Consider the following 22,273-nt stretch of genomic DNA (forward strand, 5'->3'; position numbering starts at 1 on the left):
CCGATTTTATTATACGCGGAAGTTGACTTTGAAACAAACGCTTCCTGTTCTATTTGGCGAAAAAAATGGCGAGAGTTTGAGGAAATGTTCCAGAATCGCACCGGAGCAGAATTCATCGGATGAAACCTAGGGGATTTTCCAATGTTTATTCTAAGAGGTGAACTTCAATTCAGAAGGGGTTTATTCTTATGTTAGACGTGAGGCGGGCCTCAAAGTTACGGAGGAAAATGTTGAGATGATCGCCAATCGTTCGGATCAAACCGCAGAGAAGAAGCCGGCTGATGCCGGCTGGCTTCTTGCTTGCTATACGTCTCGAGAGGCTACGCCTTCATCGTATCCAGCCAGGAGCGTTCCGCAGACAGATACTGCATCACCGCCTGCTGAATGCTCCACAGATGCGAGGTAGACGGCTGCTTGTTATATTCATTGACGGCGCTAATCGCCGTATTCATCGCCTGCACCAGCTTCGTCCAGGCATTGGCCGACTGCTTCGGCTGGCCCTTCTGCACCTTGCTTATATGCTGGGTCCACTGCATATGCTGTGCCCGCAGCCGCTCGGTGTCTTCCGTCGCGAAGGCCGCGAATTCGGTTCCCTCCAGATGGGCAACGGATTGCGCAATTAGCCAGCTGATGACATTGTCGCTATCTTCGATGAACTGCTCCACATCAGCGGCATTCCCCTGGAAGAAGAGCTGCGTCAAGGCCGGCCGGCTCATCTCCCGGACATACAAGTCGATCTGCTGATTCTTCAGCAGTTGGCTCAAGCTCATCGCATCCTCGCGTGCGGAAGCGATAGCCACGTTGACGCGATGCTGTCCCGCCTGCTCCTCCATCGCCGCCATTCCCTTATCCCGCAGCTCGCCTATCGCCGTCTTGGCTCCCTCCGGCCTGTCGAAGACTCCATATTGAAGCATGTAGAACGTCTTCTCCGGAATGTTCACGTCGGTGTCGTAGACGCCCGCCGCTTGCCAGGCCGGCTGTGTGGTGGCCGGAATAGCGGCCTGGTCCGCCAACGATTTGTCCGAAGCGGTCTGAGCCTTCTTCCCGCCGTCAGGCATCTTCTCCGCTTGCACGGACAGATCCGACAGCCCCGCGGTCGGATCAGGCAGCTTCACTTCCCCCTTGAAGAGGGAGAGCGCAATGAAGCCGAACACCGCCCCCGTCGCCAGCGCCCCGGCCACGGAGGCGAGCACCTTCCACAGGGACGGCTTGCGGGTACGGGTATGCACCCCGTTCCATGTCCACTCCCCTTGCTCGCTCATCGCTTCCCCCGCCGGATCGGCGATGGAGAACGGAAGCGGATAGCGCTGGGCCGACTGCTTGTCCGACTCCCCGATGAAGCTCTCGATCCGGCGTGTTTCGTCCTCGTCCCCGCCGGCCGGGCTTGCGGAATCACCCTCCCCTGCTGAATACGGCCGCCCGTGCACATCCGTTGTTACTTCGGCTCTCGGACCGTCCGGCAGTGCCCCTGCCTCTTCGACACTCGTATCTGTCGCATTGGCCGTCTGCTCAAGGTCGGTCTGCTCTCTACCGGACGCCGGTCGGCAATCGCCGAACCGGAATGTCATTTTGCTGTGCGAACGATTCATCCTGCTCCACCTCACTTTGTCCTCTTCTTTACTATGAAATCTATGATAGATTCAAGGACATTAGAACCTTCGCTGTCTATGAAAATGAAAAATAGGCATATCGTATGCTAGATTCATCGAGGTCCCGCCTCCGGCCAAATCATATGATAACGTAGTACAGCGAAAGGAGGGGTAGCATGAAAATAAGCAACGTGTTGACACCTCGCCAGGTACGCCGCTTCGTACGCCAAAATATTGGCCGTAGAGTCGAAATCGAGCTGGTCAGCGGAGTTGATATTGAAGGCGTCATTGTCTCGGCAGGAATGACGACCTTCCGTCTGCGCAGACGACGCCGGGGCCGGAATATCATTGTCGTCATCGCGTACCGCAGGGTGCGTGACATCGAATTGGACAGGGACTAAGCGCCTGCTGAAGGCAGAGGTCTGGAAGATACCGCCAAGACGAACCGCTCAATTGGTTATCCCCATAAAAAAGAGGCCATTCCGCCGGAATGGTCTCCTTCTGTCTTTTCAACTAAATCCGTTTTTTACAGCCGCAGTCAATGCGTATGCTGTCTTCCATATATCGCCCGCGCCCATCGTCAGCACCAGATCCCCTGGCTGCACGAGCAACTTCAGCCGCTCCAGCGCGTCGTCCTTGCTGGCGATATATTGCGCCTGCCCGTTGCTGTTCTCCCGAATCCGGTTCACGAGCGCGGCTGCCGTGATGCCTTCCAGCGGCTTCTCTCCTGCTGGCGAATAAATATCGGTCACGATCAGCTCATCGGCCTCCGTGAAAGCGCGGCTGAACTGCTCGAACAGGAAATAGGTCCGCGAATACCGCTGCGGCTGAAATACGGCCACAAGCCGGCGCCCGGTCGCCTTGGCCGCCACCAGGGTCGCTTCAATCTCCGTCGGATGATGAGCATAATCATCGACGACCAGAATGCCGCCCTCTTCCCCGATAACTTGAAAGCGGCGCTTCGCGCCGATAAACTCGGTGATCGCGCCGGCAGCGCGCTCGAATGCGATTCCCGCCTGCATCGCGACGATCAGCGTAGCCATCGCGTTCAGCACATTGTGCCGGCCCGGTATGGACAGCCGAACGCTGCCCAGCGTCTCGCCGCGATGGCGCATCCGGAACGTCATGCCGCGATCCTCGGCTTGGATATCGTCCGCCGTATATTCGGCAGCCTTGTCGATCCCGTAGGTGACCACCCCTTGCCCAAGCCGCGGGGCCATGCTGCGCAAGATCGGATCCTCGGCGCACAGCACGGCGATCCCATCCGGACTTCGCTGGGACAGGAACTGGACATACGCCGCTTTGAGCCGCTCGAAATCTCCATCATAGTTCTCCAAATGATCGGCTTCGATATTGGTAATTACAGGAATATAAGGATGGTAGGCGAGGAACGAGCCATCGCTCTCATCGGCCTCGGCTACGACGAATTCGCAACTGCCCGCCCGAGCGTTCGTACCCAGGTTCGTCACTTCTCCTCCGATAATATAAGTCGGATCGGCTCCGCAGCGCTCCAGCACGAACGCAATCATCGACGATGTCGTCGTCTTGCCATGCGCCCCGGCGACCGCCACGCCCTTCTTCGCATTCAGCAGCTTCGCCAGCATCTGGGAGCGATGCAGAACGGGAATGCCCCGCAGCGAAGCCGCGATGCGCTCCACATTATCGCCAGGGCAGGCCGTTGAGTATACAGCAATGTCGGCATCTTCGACATATCCGGCAGCATGCCCGATATGTACTGTCGCTCCTTGCGCCTGTAGCTTCGCCGTCGCCTCGGATGCGGCCACGTCGGACCCAGAGACGGTGTATCCCATTTGCAGCAAGACGCGGGCGATGGCGCTCATCCCATAGCCCCCGATACCGATAAAATGAATATGTTCCGTCGTCTTCACACGAACTCACCAACCTTTTTCCGAATCGGTCCGATGCAAGACGTACGAGCGAACATCTGCAATCAGATATAATGTGCCGGTGACCACCGCCAGATCGCCTGGTCCGGTTATCGCCTTGAGCCGTTCTAGGGATTCGCGCCAGTTCGGCTCTACTTCAATCTGTGGACGGCACGAGGCTGTTGCCAGCAATTCTTCTGCAATATGACTTAAGTTCTTCGCACTCATCTTCTTGCGGAAATCAGGTTCCGTAAAAAGGAGAGTATCCGCTAATGGAAGTATATGACGTAGAACATCATGATGATTCTTGGTGGACAGCATCCCCATCATCACATGCAGCCGCTTGTAACGGTACGTATCCCGCAGCGCCTGAGCGAGCGACTCCGCCCCTTCCGGATTATGAGCTCCGTCCAGCAGGATGCGGGGCTGCTCACTTACGATCTCTAGTCTTCCCGGCCAGGCCGCGCTGCGCAGGCCCCCCCGAAGCTCCTCTTCATCCACACGGAAGGCCGTATATTGTCTTAGCACCTCGATCGCCATCAGCGCTGCGGCGGCATTCTTCATCTGATGCGCGCCGTTGAGCGTAATCGTCAAGTTCTCCAGCGCACGGAACGGCCCGCAGAAATGGAAGTTCTGCTCGTTCTCCACGGAATGGAACGCCTCGAAGTGGAATTGTTCGTCCATCAAATACAGCGTGGAACGCCGTTCGGCGGCCGTTCGGCGGATAACCTTGATAGCCTCCGGCTGCTCCACCGTACTTACAATCGGCACGCCGGGCTTGATAATGCCGGCCTTCTCTGCCGCCACCTGCTCGATCGTGTCGCCCAAAATATCCATATGATCATGCCCGATATTCGTAATAACCGATACGATTGGCGTCACGATATTGGTAACGTCAAGCCGGCCACCCAGTCCGGTCTCCAGGACGACAACATCAGGATATGCCACCTTCGCGTAGTAGCAAATCGCCAGCACCGTCGATACCTCGAACATCGTCGGCGATCCGAACGACGTCGCCGCGATCTCGTCCACCAACGGCTTCAATTCATTGACCAAGCGGAGCAGCGTCTCCTCCGGAATGTCTTCATTGTTGTATTTGAAGCGGTTCGTAAATTTCTCAATGTACGGCGAAGTGAAGGTCCCGACATCGTAGCCGTTGGCCATCAGCACGCTGGTCAGCAGCGCGCAGGTGGAGCCTTTGCCGTTCGTTCCGGCCACATGGATGAACTTCAGGCGGCGATGCGGATGGCCGAGCTTCTCCATCATGAGCTCGACCCGATCCAGCCCGGGACGGATGCCAAAAGGAATCAAAGAATGAATCCACTCAATCGCAGCATCCGCCGTCGCAAAGGAGTCCGTGGCAGCAGACAGGTTCGTTCGTTGGTTGTCCGACATAAGCAATTCATCCCTACCTAACTCATCGACGGCCGAACCGAGGGATCCCCACCGGTTCGGCCGTTCAATGGAAGTCTCGATTACACTTCTCTCAATTCCGCAATGCGCGCCATCACCTTGTCGCGCTTGCCGCTGTAATCCTGCAGCTTCGCGCGTTCTTCCGCCACGACCTTCTCCGGCGCCTTCGCCATGAAGCCCTCGTTGGACAACTTCTTCTCGACGCGCTCCACTTCTTTGTTCAGATGCTCGACCTCTTTCTCCAACCGCGCGATCTCTTGCTCGATGTCGATTAGGCCCGCCAGCGGCAGGTATAGTTCGGCTCCCGTCACGACCGCCGTCATCGCCTTGCCCGGGGCGGACGCATTTATGTCGACGGACAGCTTGGATGTGCCGCAGAAGCGTTCCACGTACTCGAGATTATCGTTAATGTTCCGGTCAACTTCCGCATTTTCCGGCTTGACGAGCAGCTCGATTTTTTTGCTCATCGGCACGTTCACTTCCGCCCGAATATTCCGCACCGCCCGGATCATCTCCATAAGGAGCGACATCTCGCGGACGGCATCCGGCGCTTCGAAGGCGGCATCGTATTCCGGCCAGGCCGCCAGCGAAATCGTCTCACCCTCATGCGGCAGATGCTGCCATATCTCCTCGGAGATGAACGGCATGAACGGATGAATCATGCGCAGCGTTCGATCGAGAACGTAGGCAAGCACCGATTGCGTCGTCTTCTTGGCCGCCGCATCCCCGTTATACAGGCTCAGCTTGGCGAATTCGATATACCAGTCGCACAGATCGTCCCAGATGAAGTTATACAGGACGCGGCCGGTTTCCCCGAATTCGTAGGCGTCCATGAGACGCGTAATGTCGCGGGCCGTCTCGTTCAGACGGTACAGAATCCAGCGATCCGCGGTGCCGAGCTTGCTGGACAGATCAATGTCTTCATAAATGAAGCCTTCCAGGTTCATCAAGGCGAAGCGGGACGCGTTCCAGATCTTGTTCGCGAAATTGCGGGCCTGCTCTACCCGTTCCCAACGGAAGCGCAGATCCTGTCCCGGCGTGCTGCTGGTCGAGATCATGTAGCGCATCGCATCCGCGCCGTATTTCTCGATGACTTCGAGCGGATCGACGCCGTTGCCGAGCGACTTCGACATTTTGCGCCCGTCGGCATCACGCACCAATCCGTGCATAAGCACATCCTTGAACGGAATCTCACCCGTGAATTCAAGCGCGGTGAAGATCATACGGGCTACCCAGAAATAAATAATGTCATAGCCCGTCACCAGTACGTTGGTCGGATAGTAACGCTGCAGATCGTCCGTCTGCTCCGGCCAGCCGAGCGTAGAGAACGGCCACAAGGCGGAACTGAACCACGTGTCCAGCACATCCTCATCCTGTCTCAGCTTCGCACTGCCGCAGGAAGAGCAGGAAGCGGCATCCTCGTGCGCGACCATCATATGTCCGCAGTCCTCGCAGTACCATGCTGGAATGCGGTGTCCCCACCAGAGCTGGCGGGAAATGCACCAGTCGCGCACATTTTCGATCCATTGCAGATAGGTCTTCTCGAAGCGCTCCGGAACGAAGCAGACACCTTGGCCGTTTTTCTGCGCCTCGATCGCGGCCTCGGCCAGCGGCTTCATCTTGACGAACCATTGCGTCGATAAATACGGCTCTATGACCGCGCCCGACCTCTCGCTGTGCCCGACCTGATGAACATGCTCCTCGATCTTGATAAGCACGCCTTGCACTTGCAGATCCTTAACAATCTGCTTGCGGCACTCCGCACGATCCATTCCTTGGTAGGAGCCGGCCGCTTCATTCATCGTTCCGCTCTCATCCATGACATTGATCTGCGGCAAGTCGTGGCGCAGACCCATCTCGAAGTCGTTCGGGTCATGGGCCGGCGTAATCTTCACGGCTCCGCTGCCGAATTCCTTGTCGACGTAGTCGTCCGCGATGATCGGGATCTCCCGGCCGACAATCGGCAACACGAGCAGCTTGCCAATCATATGCTTGTATCGCTCGTCCTTCGGATGAACAGCTACCGCGGTGTCGCCAAGCATCGTCTCCGGGCGGGTCGTTGCGACCGTGATCGAACCGCTGCCGTCCTTAAGCGGGTACTCCAGATGATAGAGGTGGCCCTGCACTTCCTTATATTCGACTTCGATATCGGACAGCGCCGTGCGGGCTGCCGGATCCCAGTTAATGATGTATTTACCGCGATAAATGAGCCCTTTCTCGTACAGCTTAACAAATACTTCCCGGACCGCACGGGATAGCCCTTCGTCGAGCGTAAAGCGCTCGCGGGAATAGTCGAGCGAGAAGCCCATCTTCGCCCACTGCTCGCGAATCGTCTCGGCATATACACCTTTCCACTCCCAGACGCGCTCCAGAAATTTCTCGCGGCCCAGATCGTAGCGGGTGAGCCCTTCTTCCCGTAGCTTATGCTCCACCTTCGTCTGCGTCGCGATGCCGGCATGGTCCGAACCAGGTAGCCACAAGGCATCATAGCCCTGCATCCGCTTGGAGCGGATAATGATGTCCTGCAGCGTAAAATCGAGCGCATGCCCGATATGCAGCATCCCGGTTACGTTCGGCGGCGGGATCACAATCGTGAATGATTCGGCATCCGGCCGGCGGCCGGCTTTGAAATATTTACCTTCCTGCCAATAGGCGTACCATTTCTGTTCCGCCGCCTTCGGATCATATGTGGTCGGCATGGACAACTGTTCCTGACTTTCTGACATAAGCATTCCCTCCGTAATGACAAATAAAAAAACCTTCCGCCGCAAAGGACGAAAGGTTCGACTTCCGTGGTACCACCTTTAATTCCGCCAAGCGTCTCATGTTCATCGCATGAACGCGGCGGCACTCCACTGCATGTAACGGATGCGGCCGTCCCCTTCTAGCACGCAACGGCACATGCCGAGCACCGGACTCATACACTACCGTGACGCGTTCAAACGGGCTACTCCCAGGCGACTTCAGCGGGACACTCCTGCAGGCGTTACACCTCATCGCTCTGCTCTCTGTAAGGGGCCTTGGCGCTTACTCTTCCTGTTCGACGTCTTTACTCCGCGGCCTCAGCACAAGCGCTGACAACCACATGTTTACGATATATTTTACCTTCACGCTCGACATGAGTCAATAGACGGCATGAAATCGTGCTTTGAATTAGTCATATCCCGTTTTTCCACTCTCATAACATGTACTATAGGAGGTGATCCTCATATGGAACGTTGGTGGTGGCGAATTCGACATTTGGTAAAAGGAGTCATTTTCCCGCTCATCTGCCTGCAGTTTGTCCGGACACTTCTTCTGCCAACCGGGCTCGATGTGTTTTTGCTGTTCGCGCTGTTCCTCGTGTATCTCGGCTTTTTGCTCGATGTATACTGAGTTCGCGGCAAGCATTCCCAGCATGCGCATACCACATACAAGACCCGTCCGTGAGCTTCGCCGGACGGGTCTATTGTGTTCCGGTTCAGGAGATCACCGGAATATACAGCACCTGGCCTTCCGTCACATTCTGGTCGGACAGGCGGTTATACAATACGATTTCATTCGTATTCATCTGATAGCGATCCGCGATCGTATCCAGCGTCTCTTCACGCTGCACAATGCATATGCGGACTTTTTTGAAGCCTTGCTCTTCATCCACCCGTTGTAGGAACAGGGACTGCCACTTCACATCGCCACCGGCCATCACTTTGGCCGCTTCCAACATCGCTTCTTCCTCAGCCTGCTTCGTCTCGGCTTTCCGCTGCTCCCGCTCCTTCGTCTGCCGGCTTGACTGCAGCAGTGAACTGAAACCGACTCCGCTCGCGGCCGGTGCGTCTGCCGGCTTGGAGCTATTGATCGCGATCTTCATCTCCGGCTTCGTATCCTCCGTGCTTGCAGCGGCCGCGGCGGCATCCTCAGTCGGCTCGGCCTCCGCTTCTTCGCGCAGGTTCGCTTCCGCCGCCGTCTGCTCATCGCCTCCGTCCGCCTCCGCGACGGAGGCTTCGGAGACAGGGGCTTCGGCGGTGGAGGCTTCGACAGCGGAGGCCACCGATGCAGAAGCTTCGGTCGGCTTCTCTTCCGCCAAGGACTCCGCCTGCGCCTCGGATGCAGGCTCCGGCGGGGAAGCAAGCTCCGGCTCTGGAGCTGGCACTGAGGCCGCCAAGCTCTGCGACTGCGGCAGATACCACTTCGCAGGCTCTTCACCGGTACGGCCAGCAGACGCTTCAGCCGACTTCTCCTTCGCTTCCGGCTTAGCAGCCCCCTCCTCGTCGAGCGCACGGTGCCTCGGATCGCCCTGCTCGCCGCTGTCTACACCGGATGCCTCCGCTTCGGCTACGGCCTTCGGCGCCGCAGGCGGCAAATCCGATACGCTTGGAAACGTCCATGGCGCGTGATCCCAAGTGAGCTCAGTCCGGCCGGGATCTTGCTCCGGTTCGGTCTCTTCCGCTTCCGCCGCCGCGGCCTTCGATTCTTCTATCTGATCAATATATTCGGAATATGTCTTCTTGCGAGTAGGCTCAGCAGCCGGTTCGGGGACAGCTTGCCATTCTTCTTCGCGCTGCTCGGCGCCGTCGGCCAAGGAACGGATGCGAGCCACGGCATCGAGCGCCTCCAGGCTCGGGGGGCGTACCGCTTCTTCTCCGTAATCCCGAAGCCACTCGGGTTCATCCGCTCCCCGTTCCTCCTCCGCCTGATGGACGACAGTGAATTGCTCCGGCTCCCAACTGGACGGTTCCACCACCTCCATCGCGATGCCCTTGAGCGACAAGATGCCCGTAATATTAAGAGATCGGGCAGACAACAGATCGACATCGAAATGCTCTATGTCGACGGAAATATCCTCCAAGCTCCGAATCCGGTTGAGCGGCAGCGTAATCTCCACTGGAATCCAATGCTCCAGCGACTGGCTGACCCGACCTTCATCGTCTCCCTGATAGGCGCCTGCCAGCAGCAGGCTGCCCCGTACCGTCACTTGGTCTCCGGCCGGGATCACCTGAATGTGGGGCGTCAGTTCAACCTCTTCCAATTGGACAATACCGACACATTCGTCGGATAAATGAACCCGTTCATAAATATCAAATCTTAAGCCATATGCTTCCTCATACACGGACTGCTCCTCCTCCCGCAGTACTTCTGATCTCCGCCGTGATCGCGAATCTTCCCCTAACTCGGATGCATGTCTTTTTGGCCGGCGCGACATCAGACTCGGTTCACTATTTCATGTATATGGACGGAAAAGGAGGAGCATGCCTATATTTTTTGGAGCAGACGCGCCATATCTTCGGGCCACGGCGCCTCAATCTCCAGCATTTCGCCCGATAGCGGATGGCGGAAGGCCAGCACTTCTCCATGGAGCGCCTGCCGCCCGAACAGCCGGCCATCCCCGCCGTACAGCGTGTCTCCGGCCAGCGGGTGGCCGATATGGCTCATGTGAACGCGAATCTGGTGCGTCCTCCCGGTCTCCAGTTGGAGCTTCACCAGCGACAGCTCCCGCCCGGCCTGCTCGACGGCGTAATGGGTTACGGCAGGAGAGCCGGTCGGACTCACCCGGCGGCGCGACGAATGATGCCGATCCTTGCCGATCGGTGCATGAATCGTCCCCTCGCGCGCGTGCGGGCAGCCGTGGACGATTGCCGCATAGCTGCGACGAATCACCTTGCTTCGCATATCAGCATCCAATACCGCGTGGGGCAGCGCATGCTTCGCAATCAGCACCGGGCCTGTCGTATCCGTATCCAGACGGTGAATATGACGGACGCGCAGCGATTGGCCCGTCCATTCGTAATGGCATGCGACGGCATGCGCCAGACCGGCCCGTCTTTTCTCCTGCTCTGCCGTCGTCGCATGCACCGCCATCCCAGCAGGCTTGTAAGCGACCAGCACCGCATCGTCTTCATATAGAATCTCGGCGGGTTCATCCGCCGGCTTCGTCGTTGTCGCTTCCTCCGGGAACAGATGCATCCGTAGCCGATCTCCAGCTGTCTGGATTTTGTCCTCCGCCAGCATCTGGCGCAGCATGTTCGACGGCATGCGAAGCGTCTCCAGCAGCCATGCGCGCAGCGCGTCCTCCGATGCCAGAATGCGGCGTTCCGGCATGAATTCCGCCCACTCGCCCCGCCGCTTCCATCCGATTGCCATCTTCAACGGCCTCCTTTTTTATGCGGATCAACTTGGGCTTCCCGCGCTGCTTGCCGTTGCACGATACTGGCCCGCCACGGGAGTCGTTGCTCAACCGGTTCACAAAAAACCGGCCACTGTGTCAACTTCGACTGACACCAGAGCCGGATATGCTCTTACAAACGCTTCAACGCTTCATGGTGCGCTTCGAGCGTCGCATCCAGATCTTGATCGGTGTGCGCCGTCGATATGAACATCCCTTCGAACTGGGATGGCGCGATGTTGACACCCCGATGAAGCATTTCGGCAAAATAGCTGCGGAAGTGATCCATGTCGGACGTGCACGCAGAATCGAAATTGGTGACCGGCTGCTCCGTGAAGAACGGGCAGATCATCGAGCCGACCCGGTTGATCGTGCAGGCAACGCCGGTATCCCGCGCATTGCGCAGGAAGCCTTCCTCGAGCTTGGCCGCCTTGCGCTCCAGTTCCTCGTACACGTCCGGCGTAAGCAGCGATAGCGTCGTATAGCCGGCCGCCATGGCCAGCGGGTTGCCGCTCAGCGTGCCGGCCTGATAAATCGGTCCGCTTGGCGCGACCTGCTCCATATATTCCCGCTTGCCACCGTAAGCGCCGACCGGCACCCCTCCGCCGATGACCTTGCCGAAGCAGGTCAGATCCGGCGTGATCCCGAAGCGTCCTTGCGCACAATGGTAGCCGACGCGGAAGCCGGTCATCACTTCATCGAAGATAAGCAGGCTTCCGTATTGCTCCGTCAATGCCCGAAGTCCTTCCAGGAAGCCCGGCTGCGGCAGCACGACGCCCATATTGCCTGCGACCGGCTCGACAATGACGCATGCCAACTCCTCGCCGAAGCGTTCGAAAGCGAGCTTGACGCCTTCCAGGTCGTTGTAAGGCACCGTAATCGTATGGCTGGCCACCCCTTCCGGCACGCCCGGACTGTCGGGGAGGCCCAACGTTGCCACGCCGGAGCCCGCCTTAATGAGCAAGCTGTCCGCATGTCCGTGATAGGAGCCTTCAAACTTTAAAATTTTGCTTCGCTTCGTAATGCCGCGGGCGAGACGAAGCGCGCTCATCGTCGCTTCCGTGCCGGAATTGACCATGCGCACAATATCGACGGAAGGGACCCGTTCCACCACCCTCTTGGCCATCATCGTCTCCAGCTCGGTCGGAGCGCCGAAGCTCGTACCCTTGGCCGCCGTCTCCTGAATCGACTGCACGACCCGCGGATGGGCATGCCCGACGATAAGCGGTCCCCAGGAGCAGACATAATCGATAAATTCGTTGCCGTCGATATCATAGATGCGGGAGCCGCTGCCGCGCTCCACGTAGACCGGAGTTAGGCCGACCGATTTGAAGGCCCGGACCGGACTGTTCACGCCGCCAGGCATGTACTGCTTGGCTTCCTCAAATGCGGCTCGGGAACGGGCATCGCGGCGCGCAGATAATTTTTCTGTCATAGGAATCGCTCCTTCTATATTTATTCCTCAAATGTATGATACACTATGATAAAATGCTTACGGACAAAAGAGGGAGTAGACATGATAGAGTTACTGAAAAGGGTTCCATTATTCACTGATCTCAGCGATGAACAACTCGATATCGTCGCTTCCATCACCTCTCGCCGCGAATATCACCCGCATACGACGCTCTTCCAGCAAGGCGAGCCGGGCAATACATTCTGTATCGTCATGCGGGGGACGGTCAAAATTTATACTTCCAGCCAGCAAGGCCGGCAGAAGACGCTCGCTGTCTTCCAGGCGGGAGACAGCTTCGGCGAGCTGGCTCTCATCGACGGCAAGCCGCGCTCCGCGACGGCCGAGACGCTGGAAGAGACCGTACTGCTTACCGTCAACTCCGAGAGCTTCCATCTGATGATGCGTGCGCACTACGACATCGCCAAGCAAATTATGATCCAGCTCTGCATCCGTCTGCGCTCGACTAACGGCCATGTATCGGATCTGACCTTCCTTGACGCGCCGAGCCGGGTCGTCAAGAACATTGTCCGCATCGCCCAACATGAAGGGAAGCGACAGGGCGACAAGATCCACATCCCCCACGCGTTCGATCCGGAAGCGATGGCTGGACTGGCCGGCGTGCATCATACCGTGCTCGAACAGGTGATCCGCGATTTGGAACAGCAGCGTATCTTGTCGCTGGGCCATTCGCAATACACGATTGACGTGTCCAAGCTGTTCCAGAGCCCCTATATGAACTGATGCCCTATCCGATTCATACCCCCGGATGGGCCACCAAGGCGGACCATCCGGAAGCGATTTCATGCCGGGAGACCCCGTTGTCTTACTTCGCTTCCTTCAGCCAGCGGGCCGCGTCCTTCGCATGGTAAGTAATGATCGTATCCGCTCCCGCTCTTTTCAAGCCGACCAGCAGTTCCAGCGTCACTGCCTTCTCATCGATCCAGCCCAGGCGAGCAGCCGCCTTGATCATGGAATATTCGCCGCTGACGTTATAAGCGACGACCGGAAGATCGAATTCTTCCTTCAGCGTATGAATTATATCCATATAGGCCATCGCCGGCTTTACCATGATCATGTCCGCCCCTTCAGCGACGTCGGCTTCCGCTTCGCGCAGCGCTTCACGCGCATTGGCGGGATCCATCTGATACGTCTTGCGGTCGCCGAACTGCGGAGCGGAATGAACCGCATCCCGGAACGGGCCATAGAAGGCGGAGGCGTATTTGACCGAATAGGACATAATCGGAACCGATTCGAAGCCCGCCTCGTTCAGGCCGGCCCGAATAGCGTGCACGAAGCCGTCCATCATATTGGAGGGCGCGATAATGTCAGCGCCCGCCGCGGCTTGAGATACCGCCGTGTGCACCAGATAAGCGAGCGAGTCGTCATTGTCAACGACTCCGGTCTTCACGCCGTTAGCTTCATGCACATGAATCATGCCACAATGTCCATGGTCCGTATATTGGCACAGGCATGTATCCGCGATTACGAGCAGTTCCGGATGGCGGGCCTTGATCTGGCGCGTCGCCCGCTGCACGATTCCATCCTCTTCGAACGCGGAGCTGCCTATCGCATCCTTCTTTTCCGGCACGCCGAAGAGCACGATCGCCGGTATGCCGAGCGCCGCGATCTCATCGATTTCAGCGTCGAGCAGATCGAGCGAGAGATGGGATACGCCCGGCATCGATGCAATCTCTTCCTTGATTCCAGTACCGCAGGTTACAAATACAGGCATGATGAGATCATGCGGAGTCATCACCGTCTCTCTCACCATATTGCGAATGGCCGCCGTCCCGCGCAGGCGGCGGAGCCGTGTTGTCGGAAATACCATACTCATTGCCTCCTTGCATAAGTTTAGAGGTTGTTCAAAAAAGGCTGGCCTCCGAGTTCAAGCAACATTCCCAGCGTTGCAAACCGGACTTTTTGAACGTCCCTTATCATGTCTTCTCCCTCTTGCCTAACTCCAACATGGCATCCATCAGTCCATCGATCGTCGAGGAAGCTGCGGTCACGTCAACGTGCAGTCCGGCTTCCCGGACCGTCCGCGCCGTATTCTCTCCAATGCAGGCGATACTGGCGCCCTGCAGCGCCTGCGCCGGATCGTCCATCCCCATCCGGCGCAGCGCCGCCATCAGGTTGGTCACGGTCGAGGAACTGGTGAACGTCACGATATGAATCATCTGCTGCTGAAGCAGCCTGATTAGTTCCGGGTCGTCTTCCTCCGGCAGCACCGTCTCGTACAGATCCACCTCATCCGCATACAGTCCATGCGCTTCCATCGTCTCCCTTAGCCACGAACGAGACAAGTCTCCGCGCGCGAGCAGCACCCGCTGCCCGGCTGCCGCATGAGAACGCAGCGCTTCCCAGATGCCCTCCTGGCTGAACTGGGACGCCGCAATATCCGGTTGGATTCCATATTCCCGCAGCGCCTCCGTCGTCTTCGGCCCTACCGAGACGATGCGCACATGAGCCCACTGGCGGATATCGGCTCCATGCTTCCGCAGGTGGCGGAACCAGAAGCGGATGCCGTTGACGCTCGTCAGCACGAGCCAATCATACGCATCCGGCCGGGCGAGCGCTTGGCACAGTGCTTCACGGGAGGCCGGCGATTCCGGCATTCTAAGCTCGATAACCGGATACTCATACGGTTCCCCGCCGGCATCCTCAATCCGGCGCGTCAACTCGCTCGCTTGGTCCCGGGCTCGCGTCACTAGCACGCGCCGACCGAACAGCGGGCGGCTCTCCGCCCATTGCAGACGCTCTCGGCATACGCCGGGGACGATCTCATAGCGGATGCCATGCTCAGCCAGGGAGGTCGCCTCCTCGCCGACGCATCCGAATACGCATGGATCCCCACCCTTCAGACGGGTCACCGCATGCCCCTCCAAGGCCAACTCGACGAGCAGCCGGTTAATATCTTCCTGCTTCATCGCATGGCGATCCGGCAGTTTCCCTACATAAATTTTGCGGGAGCCGCGCTTGGCGTACTGCATCAGACGCGGACCTGCCGAGCGATCATAGACGACGACATCCGCTTCCTGCAGACAGCGCAGACCTTTTACCGTAATCAATCCGGCATCTCCGGGTCCGGCGCCGACCAAATAGACGACCCCCTTCGAGAGGGGGGGATGCTCCATCCGATATCTCCCCTTTAAGGCAGCATCCGGTCCGCGCCGCGATCCAATAGCCGCTGAGCTACCGCAACACCGAGCAATTCGGGATGTTCCCCTTCCATCGTTTCTCTCAATATCGTTCCATCTTCGGCGGAACCGACCAATCCGGTCAGCCGCACCGTACCTCCGGCCCCGACAAGTACCGCATGCGCGCCGATCGGCACCTGGCAGCCGCCGTTGAGCCGGCCGAGAAGTGTCCGTTCTGCTTGCACCGTGCGGGCGGTATCCACATCATGATAGTATTCCAGCAGCTTGCGCAAGTCTTCATCTTCCCTGCGGCATTCAATGCCGAGGGCGCCTTGCCCTACTGCGGGCACGCATTTCTCCACGGACAAATAGAAGGTGATGCGATTCTGCCATCCCATGCGGTGAAGCCCCGCCGCCGCCAGCACAATGGCATCCAGGCCCTCCGACTCCAGCTTGCGCAGGCGGGTGTCGATATTGCCGCGCAGTGGTTCAATCTTCAAATCAGGCCGCAGCGCCTGCAACTGACAGGATCGGCGAAGACTGCTCGTGCCGACGATTGCGCCCTGCGGCAGATCGTCCAGCGAGCTTCCCGATTTCAGTATCAAGCCATCGCGCGGATCCTCCCGCTTCGGAATGGCTCCGACCATCAGCCCTTTCTGAAGCTGCCACGGCATATCCTTCATGCTGTGCACCGCCATATCTATCTCGCGCTCCGCAAGGGCCTGCTCGATCTCCTTGACGAACAATCCCTTGCCGCCGACCTTCGACAACGCCACGTCCAGGATGCGGTCCCCTTTGGTTACGATTTTTCGAATCTCGAACCGGTAGGGCAGGTCTTCCCGCGCGCAGAGCGCTTCCAACGCAGAGATGACATGGCCGGTCTGGGTAAGCGCCAAGGCGCTTTGCCGGGTTCCAACGATAATTGTACGCATATGAATCCTCCTTACTGCCTGATCGCCTGCTTCTCCATGTTCTTCACTCCCATCTAGTGGTGAAATGCCGATAGGGAATTCAAGCTGAAATTCAACACCATAATCGCATAACATCCTACATTCAACAGAGCGAGTCGAAATCCTGTCAACACAGCACGGGATCGCACCCAAAAATAGAAAAAATAAAGAGCAAGGGCAATCAATGTGAACCAAATCTTGAAATCGGTCATTAGCTCAATCCGCTTGCCTAGCAACACCGCACCAATGGCGACCGCCGCGGAGAGCAGGAAGAACGGAATTCCGACGATGACGCCGAAATAAGACATTCGTTCCATCCGCTCTAGGCTGGGCAAGCGCCGCACCGCTTCTGACCATTGCCTTCTCTTGAGACGATGGTGCAAAAAGACGTACATCCCGGAAAAGATCGCACCCACGGTCAAGGACGCGAACCCGCAAGCGGCAAGCGTAATGTGAAAGACAAGCAAATGGTGCATCATCTCCCACTCCACCATGACGGAAGGAGACGTCGGATCATGCAACATATTGATAATCAGCAGCGCAAACCCGACCAGATTGACGAAAAATACGACATACTCGATAGAAAAAAAACGGTTGATCGCCAAGGACACCGTTACAAGCAGCCAGGAGAACAAAAACATGAACTCAAAGCTGCTGATGAGCGGGGTATCCTGATATCGGATCAGGCACGCGACGAGAAATATCGTCTGCAGCACCCATACAAAAACAAGAAACCCTGTGCCCATCCGCTTCGCTCTCCGATTCCTCCCCGCGGTATCGGAAAAATAAAACAGAAGGCTTAGGGCATATGTATAAATAATTGCATTGTAAATCCAGCTATTCGTCAACATAGGAACCTGCCGCCTCCTGAACCCCGTCTAGCAAGTTACCGCGGCCCATGACAGAACCGGCTTGGTCCGTTCCGGCTCTTCTTCATCGCGCCGGGAGGAAAGAGCGGCGGATTCCCGCTTCGTTCCCTTATGCGGCTCGGAAGCAGCCATCGTCTCTTCCAGGGCGAATAGCTGGGTAAACATCTGAAGCGCCTCATCCACGTTCTTCTCTGCTGCAAGCTCCTTGATCTGCAAGATCGGATCATGCATCATCTGGTTCAGCATGCTCTTCGTGAGACGGCGAATCAGCTTCACTTCCCGCTCGGACAACTCCGGAAGCTTGTTGAACAGGTTCTCCAGCGTATCCTGATGGATGCGCTCCGCCTTCGTCTGTAGGGCGCGAATGACCGGTGTCACGCCAAGCATCTTCAGCCATTGGCGGTATTCATCCAGTTCGCTTGCAATCATCTCTTCAATCTTGGCCGCTTCCTTGCGGCGCTGCTCCAGATTGCTCTCTACGATACCTTCCAGATCGTCGATATCGTACAGGAACACATTCGACACGCTTCCGATCTCGGGATCGAGATCCCGCGGCACGGCGATGTCAATCAAGAAGAGGGGGCGGGACTTGCGCCGCTTCATCACCCGCTCCACATCCTGTACGGTCATCATGTACTGCTGGGCTCCGGTTGAGCTGATTACAATATCCGCGGCACGCAGGAAATCCTCGACATCCTCAAGCGCCCCGGCCTGGCCATGGAACTGCTCGGCCAGTTCCCGGGCGCGTGAGAGCGTCCGGTTCGCGACCATAACTTCAGCCGCGCCGTTCGAATACAGATGCTTGACAGTCAGCTCGCTCATCTTGCCTGCTCCGAGAATCAATACTTTCTTGTCCTGGAAGGAGCCGAAGATGCGCTTGCCCAGTTCGACGGCGGCATAGCTGACCGAGACCGCATTGTCATTGATGTTCGTCTCGGCATGAGCCCGCTTGGCCATTGTAATCGCCTGCTTGAACAGCGTATTGAACCAGGTTCCGGTCGTTCCTTCCTGCTGTGCGAACAAGAAGGCCGAACGAATCTGCCCCAAGATCTGTGTCTCGCCGATAACCATCGAATCGAGACCCGATGTGACCCGGAGCAGATGCTCCACCGCTTGATCATTTTCATATATATATAAGTAAGGCGTGAATTGCTGCCTTGGAATTCTGAACCATTGCTCCATGAAGCTGCGGATGAAATAACCGCACATATGCAGATGATCGACGATAACGTACATTTCAGTGCGGTTGCATGTCGACACCATCACGCATTCCATGACGCTCTTCGTGTGCCGCAGTTGCCGGATAGCCTCTTGCCAATCCTTCTCCGGCAGCGCGAACTTCTCCCGTATCTCCACAGGCGCCGTACGATAATTCATGCCGACAACCACGATGTGCATTGTTCATTCACCTGCTTTTGATAAATTTTGAGCATTATCAATTGATAATGATTATAACATAATTGACCCTGCCTGTCGGAGTGTAATTTGAAGATATTATGAAATGCATGTCAAAATAAGTCTGTACTTGCTGTGCGAACCTTATCCTATCATTCCTTGCGAGGGATGTCACGCAAATGATTGATTGCTATTCAGGTTGGAAGTAACGCTCCAGCGTCTCGTCGAGGCGCTGATCGGCCGCTTGAAGGGCTTCATTCCTCGAGCCAATAATCTTGCCTGACGAATGGAACAGACCAGCGTAGCTATCCGACAGTTGAGCCGCGATGGCTGCAGCCTGCTCGAGAACCTTCTGCTCTAGATCGGTCAATAGTCGATCGCCACTAATCTGCAGGACAGTGATGAATTCTACGAACCGCCTTAGACCGGGAAGCGGGGCCAACCGATCGCCACCTACCGCCCGGACGAGCCGTTCATGCGCATAACCGGCCGAATAGGCGACCAGCTTCACTTTGTTCAGCGGAGCGGTCGACTCGTACCGCTTCGCCTCCTGCATCGTTCCTTGCCACAGGCTAATCTGGAACTGGGCAACCTCATACAGCATCGATAACGGATCGGATCCCGCAGAGGATGGCTTCAACATTCCGTACAGCTGCATGGCAGGCCACAGTACGAGCAAAAACAGTAAAACGGCCAGGACGGGGCCGCTCCGAAATTGGCGTCTTCTCATCAAATTCTCCTATCTATAGTGGTTTACTTTATCGTATGGGGAGGCAGAAGAACAAATAACCATGGATGCGGACATCCATGGTTATTTGTTCCCTTCGATAACGGGACAGGCCTGAATCATTTATTTGCTACCATCGTATTCAGATACGTCAAAACAAAATAAAAACCCGTTCCCTGCATCATCGCAGCAAACGGGCTGAACTCCACTTTATACGAGTTGCTGTACATTCATCTCTGGTGTAACGACTTCCATTTCCCCCAGGCCGCGAATCAGCTTCTTGGCATAGGTACGTTCCGGTTTCAATACAGAGACCAGGTAATCAATGGCTAACTGCGGATCGACGGTCTCGCCGCAAGTGTAACAATCAATGGCTGCAAATCCACGTTCAGGATAGGTGTGGATAGAAAGATGACTTTCAGACAACATGACAAGGACGGTTGCCCCTTGTGGTTCAAACTGCTTGGATTGAACGGACAAGACGGTTGCTCCACATGCCTCAGCGGCTTCAACCAACTGGGTCTGCAAGTATTCCGCATTATTCAGCAAATGAAAGTCGACTCCCCATGTGTCAACAGCAACGTGTCTTCCGAAAGTTGAGTATTCCATCTTTCGGTTCCCCCTTCCTAGGAATAAAATGTTGTAAAGATTTCATCCGCTAGGACCTACGTCATTCACTTCCCGAGGGAAAAATCTCTCGCAACATGCAATGTCCTGAGTGAATCCTGGTTCCTATATTATTTTCAACGAAATTAAAAATAACATCTTCCACACATAAATGCAACCCTTTTTTTCGGAAACGTGTCATCCTGCTGTGTGCGGTCGCCTGCCCTTCCTGCGAGCACAAAAGAACCCTGCTCTCCCGGAAGGAGTGCAGGGTCTTCAGCAGATGATCCCTTGATCGTATGCTTCTATGCTTCAAGTATGAACAATTGGTGTGCGAGACGGCTTAATTGCGCGTCAATATGTTGGATGAATTCAGTGGAATGCGCCTGATTCCGCTCATCCAACAGCATATTCACCTGCTTCTGCAAGGAATCGATGTGTTGCTCCGCGCTGTTCTTCTGGAACATCTTCTGCAGGTTGTGCACGGAATCCTTATGCTCGTAAATGATACGCGACTCTTGCTGCTTCCGTTCTTCAATCTTGTGTACTGCACCGTCTTCATAATAATAAGTCATCGTAAATCCGGCAAAGATGCGATTGACTACCGCTTCGCCACGGAATGTCGCCACAAGCTTATGCATCACTTGCGTCAATTTCGGATGAACTAAGCGGCAAGATGTTACACAGACATACCGATTGCCTTGCTTCTCGAACAAGAAGGTAATCTCATCACCCTGGCCGTCTTCAAGAACCACCTCTTGATTGCCGTTCTCCAATACTTTTACCCCAACGGAATGCAGGGCAAGTGACTGTAAAAATCGGGTCAACTGAGCTTCCGTCAACTGCAAACTGGCTTTCACATACTCTGTGGCTAACCGCCGAGCCATAAAAACTCTCCTTAATTGGTTTTTACAACATGAAAAATTATACTCTTATTATACTACAACACCAAAATGAATTCCTGTTTACAAGCCGCCAAATACGAGTGGATTTTTTAAAAAATCGCCATCATCCGGAATTGAGCCCATGTTTCTCCCGTGATCCTCACTAAATAACTGTTCCAGCACGGTCTCCCTCATGCGCTCACCGATTTTATGGGCGATAGCCTATCCACCGGCGCGCATAATTATTCATCCGGCTGCAAAGCATCTTGCTCCGTCTCCCCGAACGATTGGTGAGACAGAATCATATCCCACAGCTCCTGCCGGCCCTGTCCGGTCTCGGCCGAGAACAGAACAAGCGGGTTATCCGCATGCAGATCGAGTGTCGTCCGGACCTGCTTCAAATGCTTAGGCCAGCGGCTCTTCGGCACTTTATCCGCCTTCGTAGCGACGACGGCGACCGGCACCTCGTAATGGGTCAGCCACTGATGCATCATGCAGTCGTCCTCGGTAGGCGGATGCCGCAAATCGACGACGAGCAGCACGAGCCGCAGCGCGTCGCGTTCGCGGAAGTAAGCCTCGATCATTTTGCCCCAAGCGGCGCGTTGCACTTTAGACACTTTGGCATAGCCGTATCCCGGGACATCAACGAAGTACATATTATCATTAATCCGGTAATAGTTAAGCTGTTGCGTCTTGCCCGGCTGCGAGCTGGTGCGGGCCAGATTTTTACGCATCATCATCTTATTAATGAGGGACGACTTCCCTACATTGGAACGGCCGGCAAGACCGATCTCCGGAAGGCCGTCGTCCGGATATTGAGCAGGACCAACCGCGCTAATAATGAATTCGGCATTCGTGATTTTCATATTCCGTGCTCCCTTAACGATGTATACATCTGTCTTTATCGTGCCTCTATTGTACACTACTTTATAGAAATCCTCCATCAGCAAGGGAAAAGTGCCCGAGCCATTGCCAAGGACATGCCACCATTAGCCGGGAACTGCGCCGAAACGCAGCCCAAGAGACTTACCGTGCGGGGCCATCTCAGGAAAGCGATGTCCAGCGTCGTTAGGCCTCCATTCCCGCAGGAAAGTGGACACCGGAGCTGGCCATGGTCATCGAACCATTTCTCGGTTTTGAAAAGCGGATTGGAGTATCCGTTGGTTTACCGTATTTGGCACAAGCCTGAAACGAAAGGAGAAGGTCTTACCAAAATTGATTTGGC

The 22,273-nt window shown here is 56.2% G+C and carries 19 protein-coding genes and 1 other annotated feature; of the genes, 3 read left to right on the plus strand and 16 right to left on the minus strand.

Features of this window, described 5'->3' with window-relative positions; genetic code table 11:
* Positions 1-320: 320 nt before the first annotated feature.
* Entirely contained in the window at positions 321-1,589 is a 1,269-nt protein-coding gene (locus PPOP_RS03660) for an SPOR domain-containing protein (RefSeq protein WP_006284699.1), read from the minus strand.
* Positions 1,590-1,765: 176 nt separating this feature from the next.
* Here PPOP_RS03660 and PPOP_RS03665 point away from each other — a divergent pair, with 176 nt between their 5' ends.
* Complete coding sequence (locus PPOP_RS03665; RefSeq protein WP_006284700.1) at positions 1,766-1,990, plus strand: hypothetical protein; 225 nt, start codon at positions 1,766-1,768, stop codon at positions 1,988-1,990.
* 108 nt (positions 1,991-2,098) lie between these two features.
* Here PPOP_RS03665 and murC read toward each other — a convergent pair whose 3' ends face one another.
* The 3 genes from murC to PPOP_RS03680 form a co-directional block, all read right to left on the minus strand.
* Positions 2,099-3,478, minus strand: coding sequence for a UDP-N-acetylmuramate--L-alanine ligase (gene murC, locus PPOP_RS03670; RefSeq protein WP_006284701.1), 1,380 nt, complete (start codon positions 3,476-3,478; stop codon positions 2,099-2,101).
* Positions 3,479-3,484: 6 nt separating this feature from the next.
* A complete protein-coding gene (locus PPOP_RS03675) occupies positions 3,485-4,870 on the minus strand; it encodes a bifunctional folylpolyglutamate synthase/dihydrofolate synthase (protein ID WP_006284702.1) in 1,386 nt (461 codons plus the stop codon).
* Positions 4,871-4,950: 80 nt separating this feature from the next.
* Positions 4,951-7,620 carry a valine--tRNA ligase gene (locus PPOP_RS03680; protein ID WP_006284703.1) on the minus strand — a complete coding sequence of 890 codons (2,670 nt, stop codon included), beginning with the start codon at positions 7,618-7,620 and terminating at the stop codon, positions 4,951-4,953.
* A gap of 35 nt (positions 7,621-7,655) precedes the next feature.
* Positions 7,656-7,941 (minus strand) — a binding site (T-box leader).
* Positions 7,942-8,098: 157 nt separating this feature from the next.
* Between PPOP_RS03680 and PPOP_RS23275 the strand changes: the two genes are divergently transcribed.
* Complete coding sequence (locus PPOP_RS23275; RefSeq protein ID WP_199898940.1) at positions 8,099-8,263, plus strand: hypothetical protein; 165 nt, start codon at positions 8,099-8,101, stop codon at positions 8,261-8,263.
* Between the two features lie 85 nt (positions 8,264-8,348).
* Here the strand turns inward: PPOP_RS23275 and PPOP_RS03685 are convergent, their stop codons facing one another.
* The 3 genes from PPOP_RS03685 to hemL all read right to left on the minus strand — a co-directional run bounded on the left by PPOP_RS03685 (position 8,349) and on the right by hemL (position 12,462).
* On the minus strand, positions 8,349-9,974 hold the full coding sequence (locus PPOP_RS03685; protein WP_006284705.1) for a LysM peptidoglycan-binding domain-containing protein: 1,626 nt from the start codon (positions 9,972-9,974) through the stop codon (positions 8,349-8,351).
* 143 nt (positions 9,975-10,117) lie between these two features.
* The gene (locus PPOP_RS03690) at positions 10,118-11,005 is read right to left on the minus strand and encodes an RluA family pseudouridine synthase (RefSeq protein WP_006284706.1); all 888 of its coding nucleotides are present in this window, start codon (positions 11,003-11,005) and stop codon (positions 10,118-10,120) included.
* Positions 11,006-11,160: 155 nt separating this feature from the next.
* Positions 11,161-12,462: a glutamate-1-semialdehyde 2,1-aminomutase gene (gene hemL, locus PPOP_RS03695; protein ID WP_006284707.1), complete on the minus strand. Its 1,302-nt coding sequence runs from the start codon at positions 12,460-12,462 to the stop codon at positions 11,161-11,163.
* Between the two features lie 81 nt (positions 12,463-12,543).
* Here hemL and PPOP_RS03700 point away from each other — a divergent pair, with 81 nt between their 5' ends.
* Entirely contained in the window at positions 12,544-13,221 is a 678-nt protein-coding gene (locus PPOP_RS03700) for a Crp/Fnr family transcriptional regulator (protein WP_006284708.1), read from the plus strand.
* Between the two features lie 82 nt (positions 13,222-13,303).
* Here PPOP_RS03700 and hemB read toward each other — a convergent pair whose 3' ends face one another.
* The 9 genes from hemB to yihA form a co-directional block, all read right to left on the minus strand.
* Complete coding sequence (gene hemB, locus PPOP_RS03705; protein ID WP_042227322.1) at positions 13,304-14,308, minus strand: porphobilinogen synthase; 1,005 nt, start codon at positions 14,306-14,308, stop codon at positions 13,304-13,306.
* A 106-nt stretch (positions 14,309-14,414) separates the two neighbouring features.
* The gene (locus tag PPOP_RS03710; RefSeq protein WP_006284710.1) at positions 14,415-15,614 is read right to left on the minus strand and encodes a bifunctional uroporphyrinogen-III C-methyltransferase/uroporphyrinogen-III synthase; all 1,200 of its coding nucleotides are present in this window, start codon (positions 15,612-15,614) and stop codon (positions 14,415-14,417) included.
* Between the two features lie 14 nt (positions 15,615-15,628).
* Positions 15,629-16,549, minus strand: a complete 921-nt coding sequence (hemC, locus tag PPOP_RS03715) for a hydroxymethylbilane synthase (protein ID WP_006284711.1) — start codon at positions 16,547-16,549, stop codon at positions 15,629-15,631.
* A gap of 53 nt (positions 16,550-16,602) precedes the next feature.
* On the minus strand, positions 16,603-17,313 hold the full coding sequence (ccsA, locus tag PPOP_RS03720) for a cytochrome c biogenesis protein CcsA (protein ID WP_234399662.1): 711 nt from the start codon (positions 17,311-17,313) through the stop codon (positions 16,603-16,605).
* 132 nt (positions 17,314-17,445) lie between these two features.
* Positions 17,446-18,834 (minus strand): glutamyl-tRNA reductase, encoded by a 1,389-nt coding sequence (gene hemA / locus PPOP_RS03725; protein WP_006284713.1) that lies wholly within the window; start codon positions 18,832-18,834, stop codon positions 17,446-17,448.
* 187 nt (positions 18,835-19,021) lie between these two features.
* Positions 19,022-19,561: a hypothetical protein gene (locus PPOP_RS03730; protein WP_042227326.1), complete on the minus strand. Its 540-nt coding sequence runs from the start codon at positions 19,559-19,561 to the stop codon at positions 19,022-19,024.
* Positions 19,562-19,768: 207 nt separating this feature from the next.
* A complete protein-coding gene (gene speD / locus PPOP_RS03735) occupies positions 19,769-20,167 on the minus strand; it encodes an adenosylmethionine decarboxylase (protein WP_006284715.1) in 399 nt (132 codons plus the stop codon).
* A gap of 302 nt (positions 20,168-20,469) precedes the next feature.
* Positions 20,470-21,051: a hypothetical protein gene (locus tag PPOP_RS03740; protein WP_006284716.1), complete on the minus strand. Its 582-nt coding sequence runs from the start codon at positions 21,049-21,051 to the stop codon at positions 20,470-20,472.
* A gap of 239 nt (positions 21,052-21,290) precedes the next feature.
* Positions 21,291-21,914 (minus strand): ribosome biogenesis GTP-binding protein YihA/YsxC, encoded by a 624-nt coding sequence (gene yihA / locus PPOP_RS03745; protein ID WP_006284717.1) that lies wholly within the window; start codon positions 21,912-21,914, stop codon positions 21,291-21,293.
* Between the last annotated feature and the right edge of the window lie 359 nt (positions 21,915-22,273).

Source organism: Paenibacillus popilliae ATCC 14706 (genome assembly GCF_000315235.1).
GTDB lineage: Bacteria > Bacillota > Bacilli > Paenibacillales > Paenibacillaceae > Paenibacillus_B > Paenibacillus_B popilliae.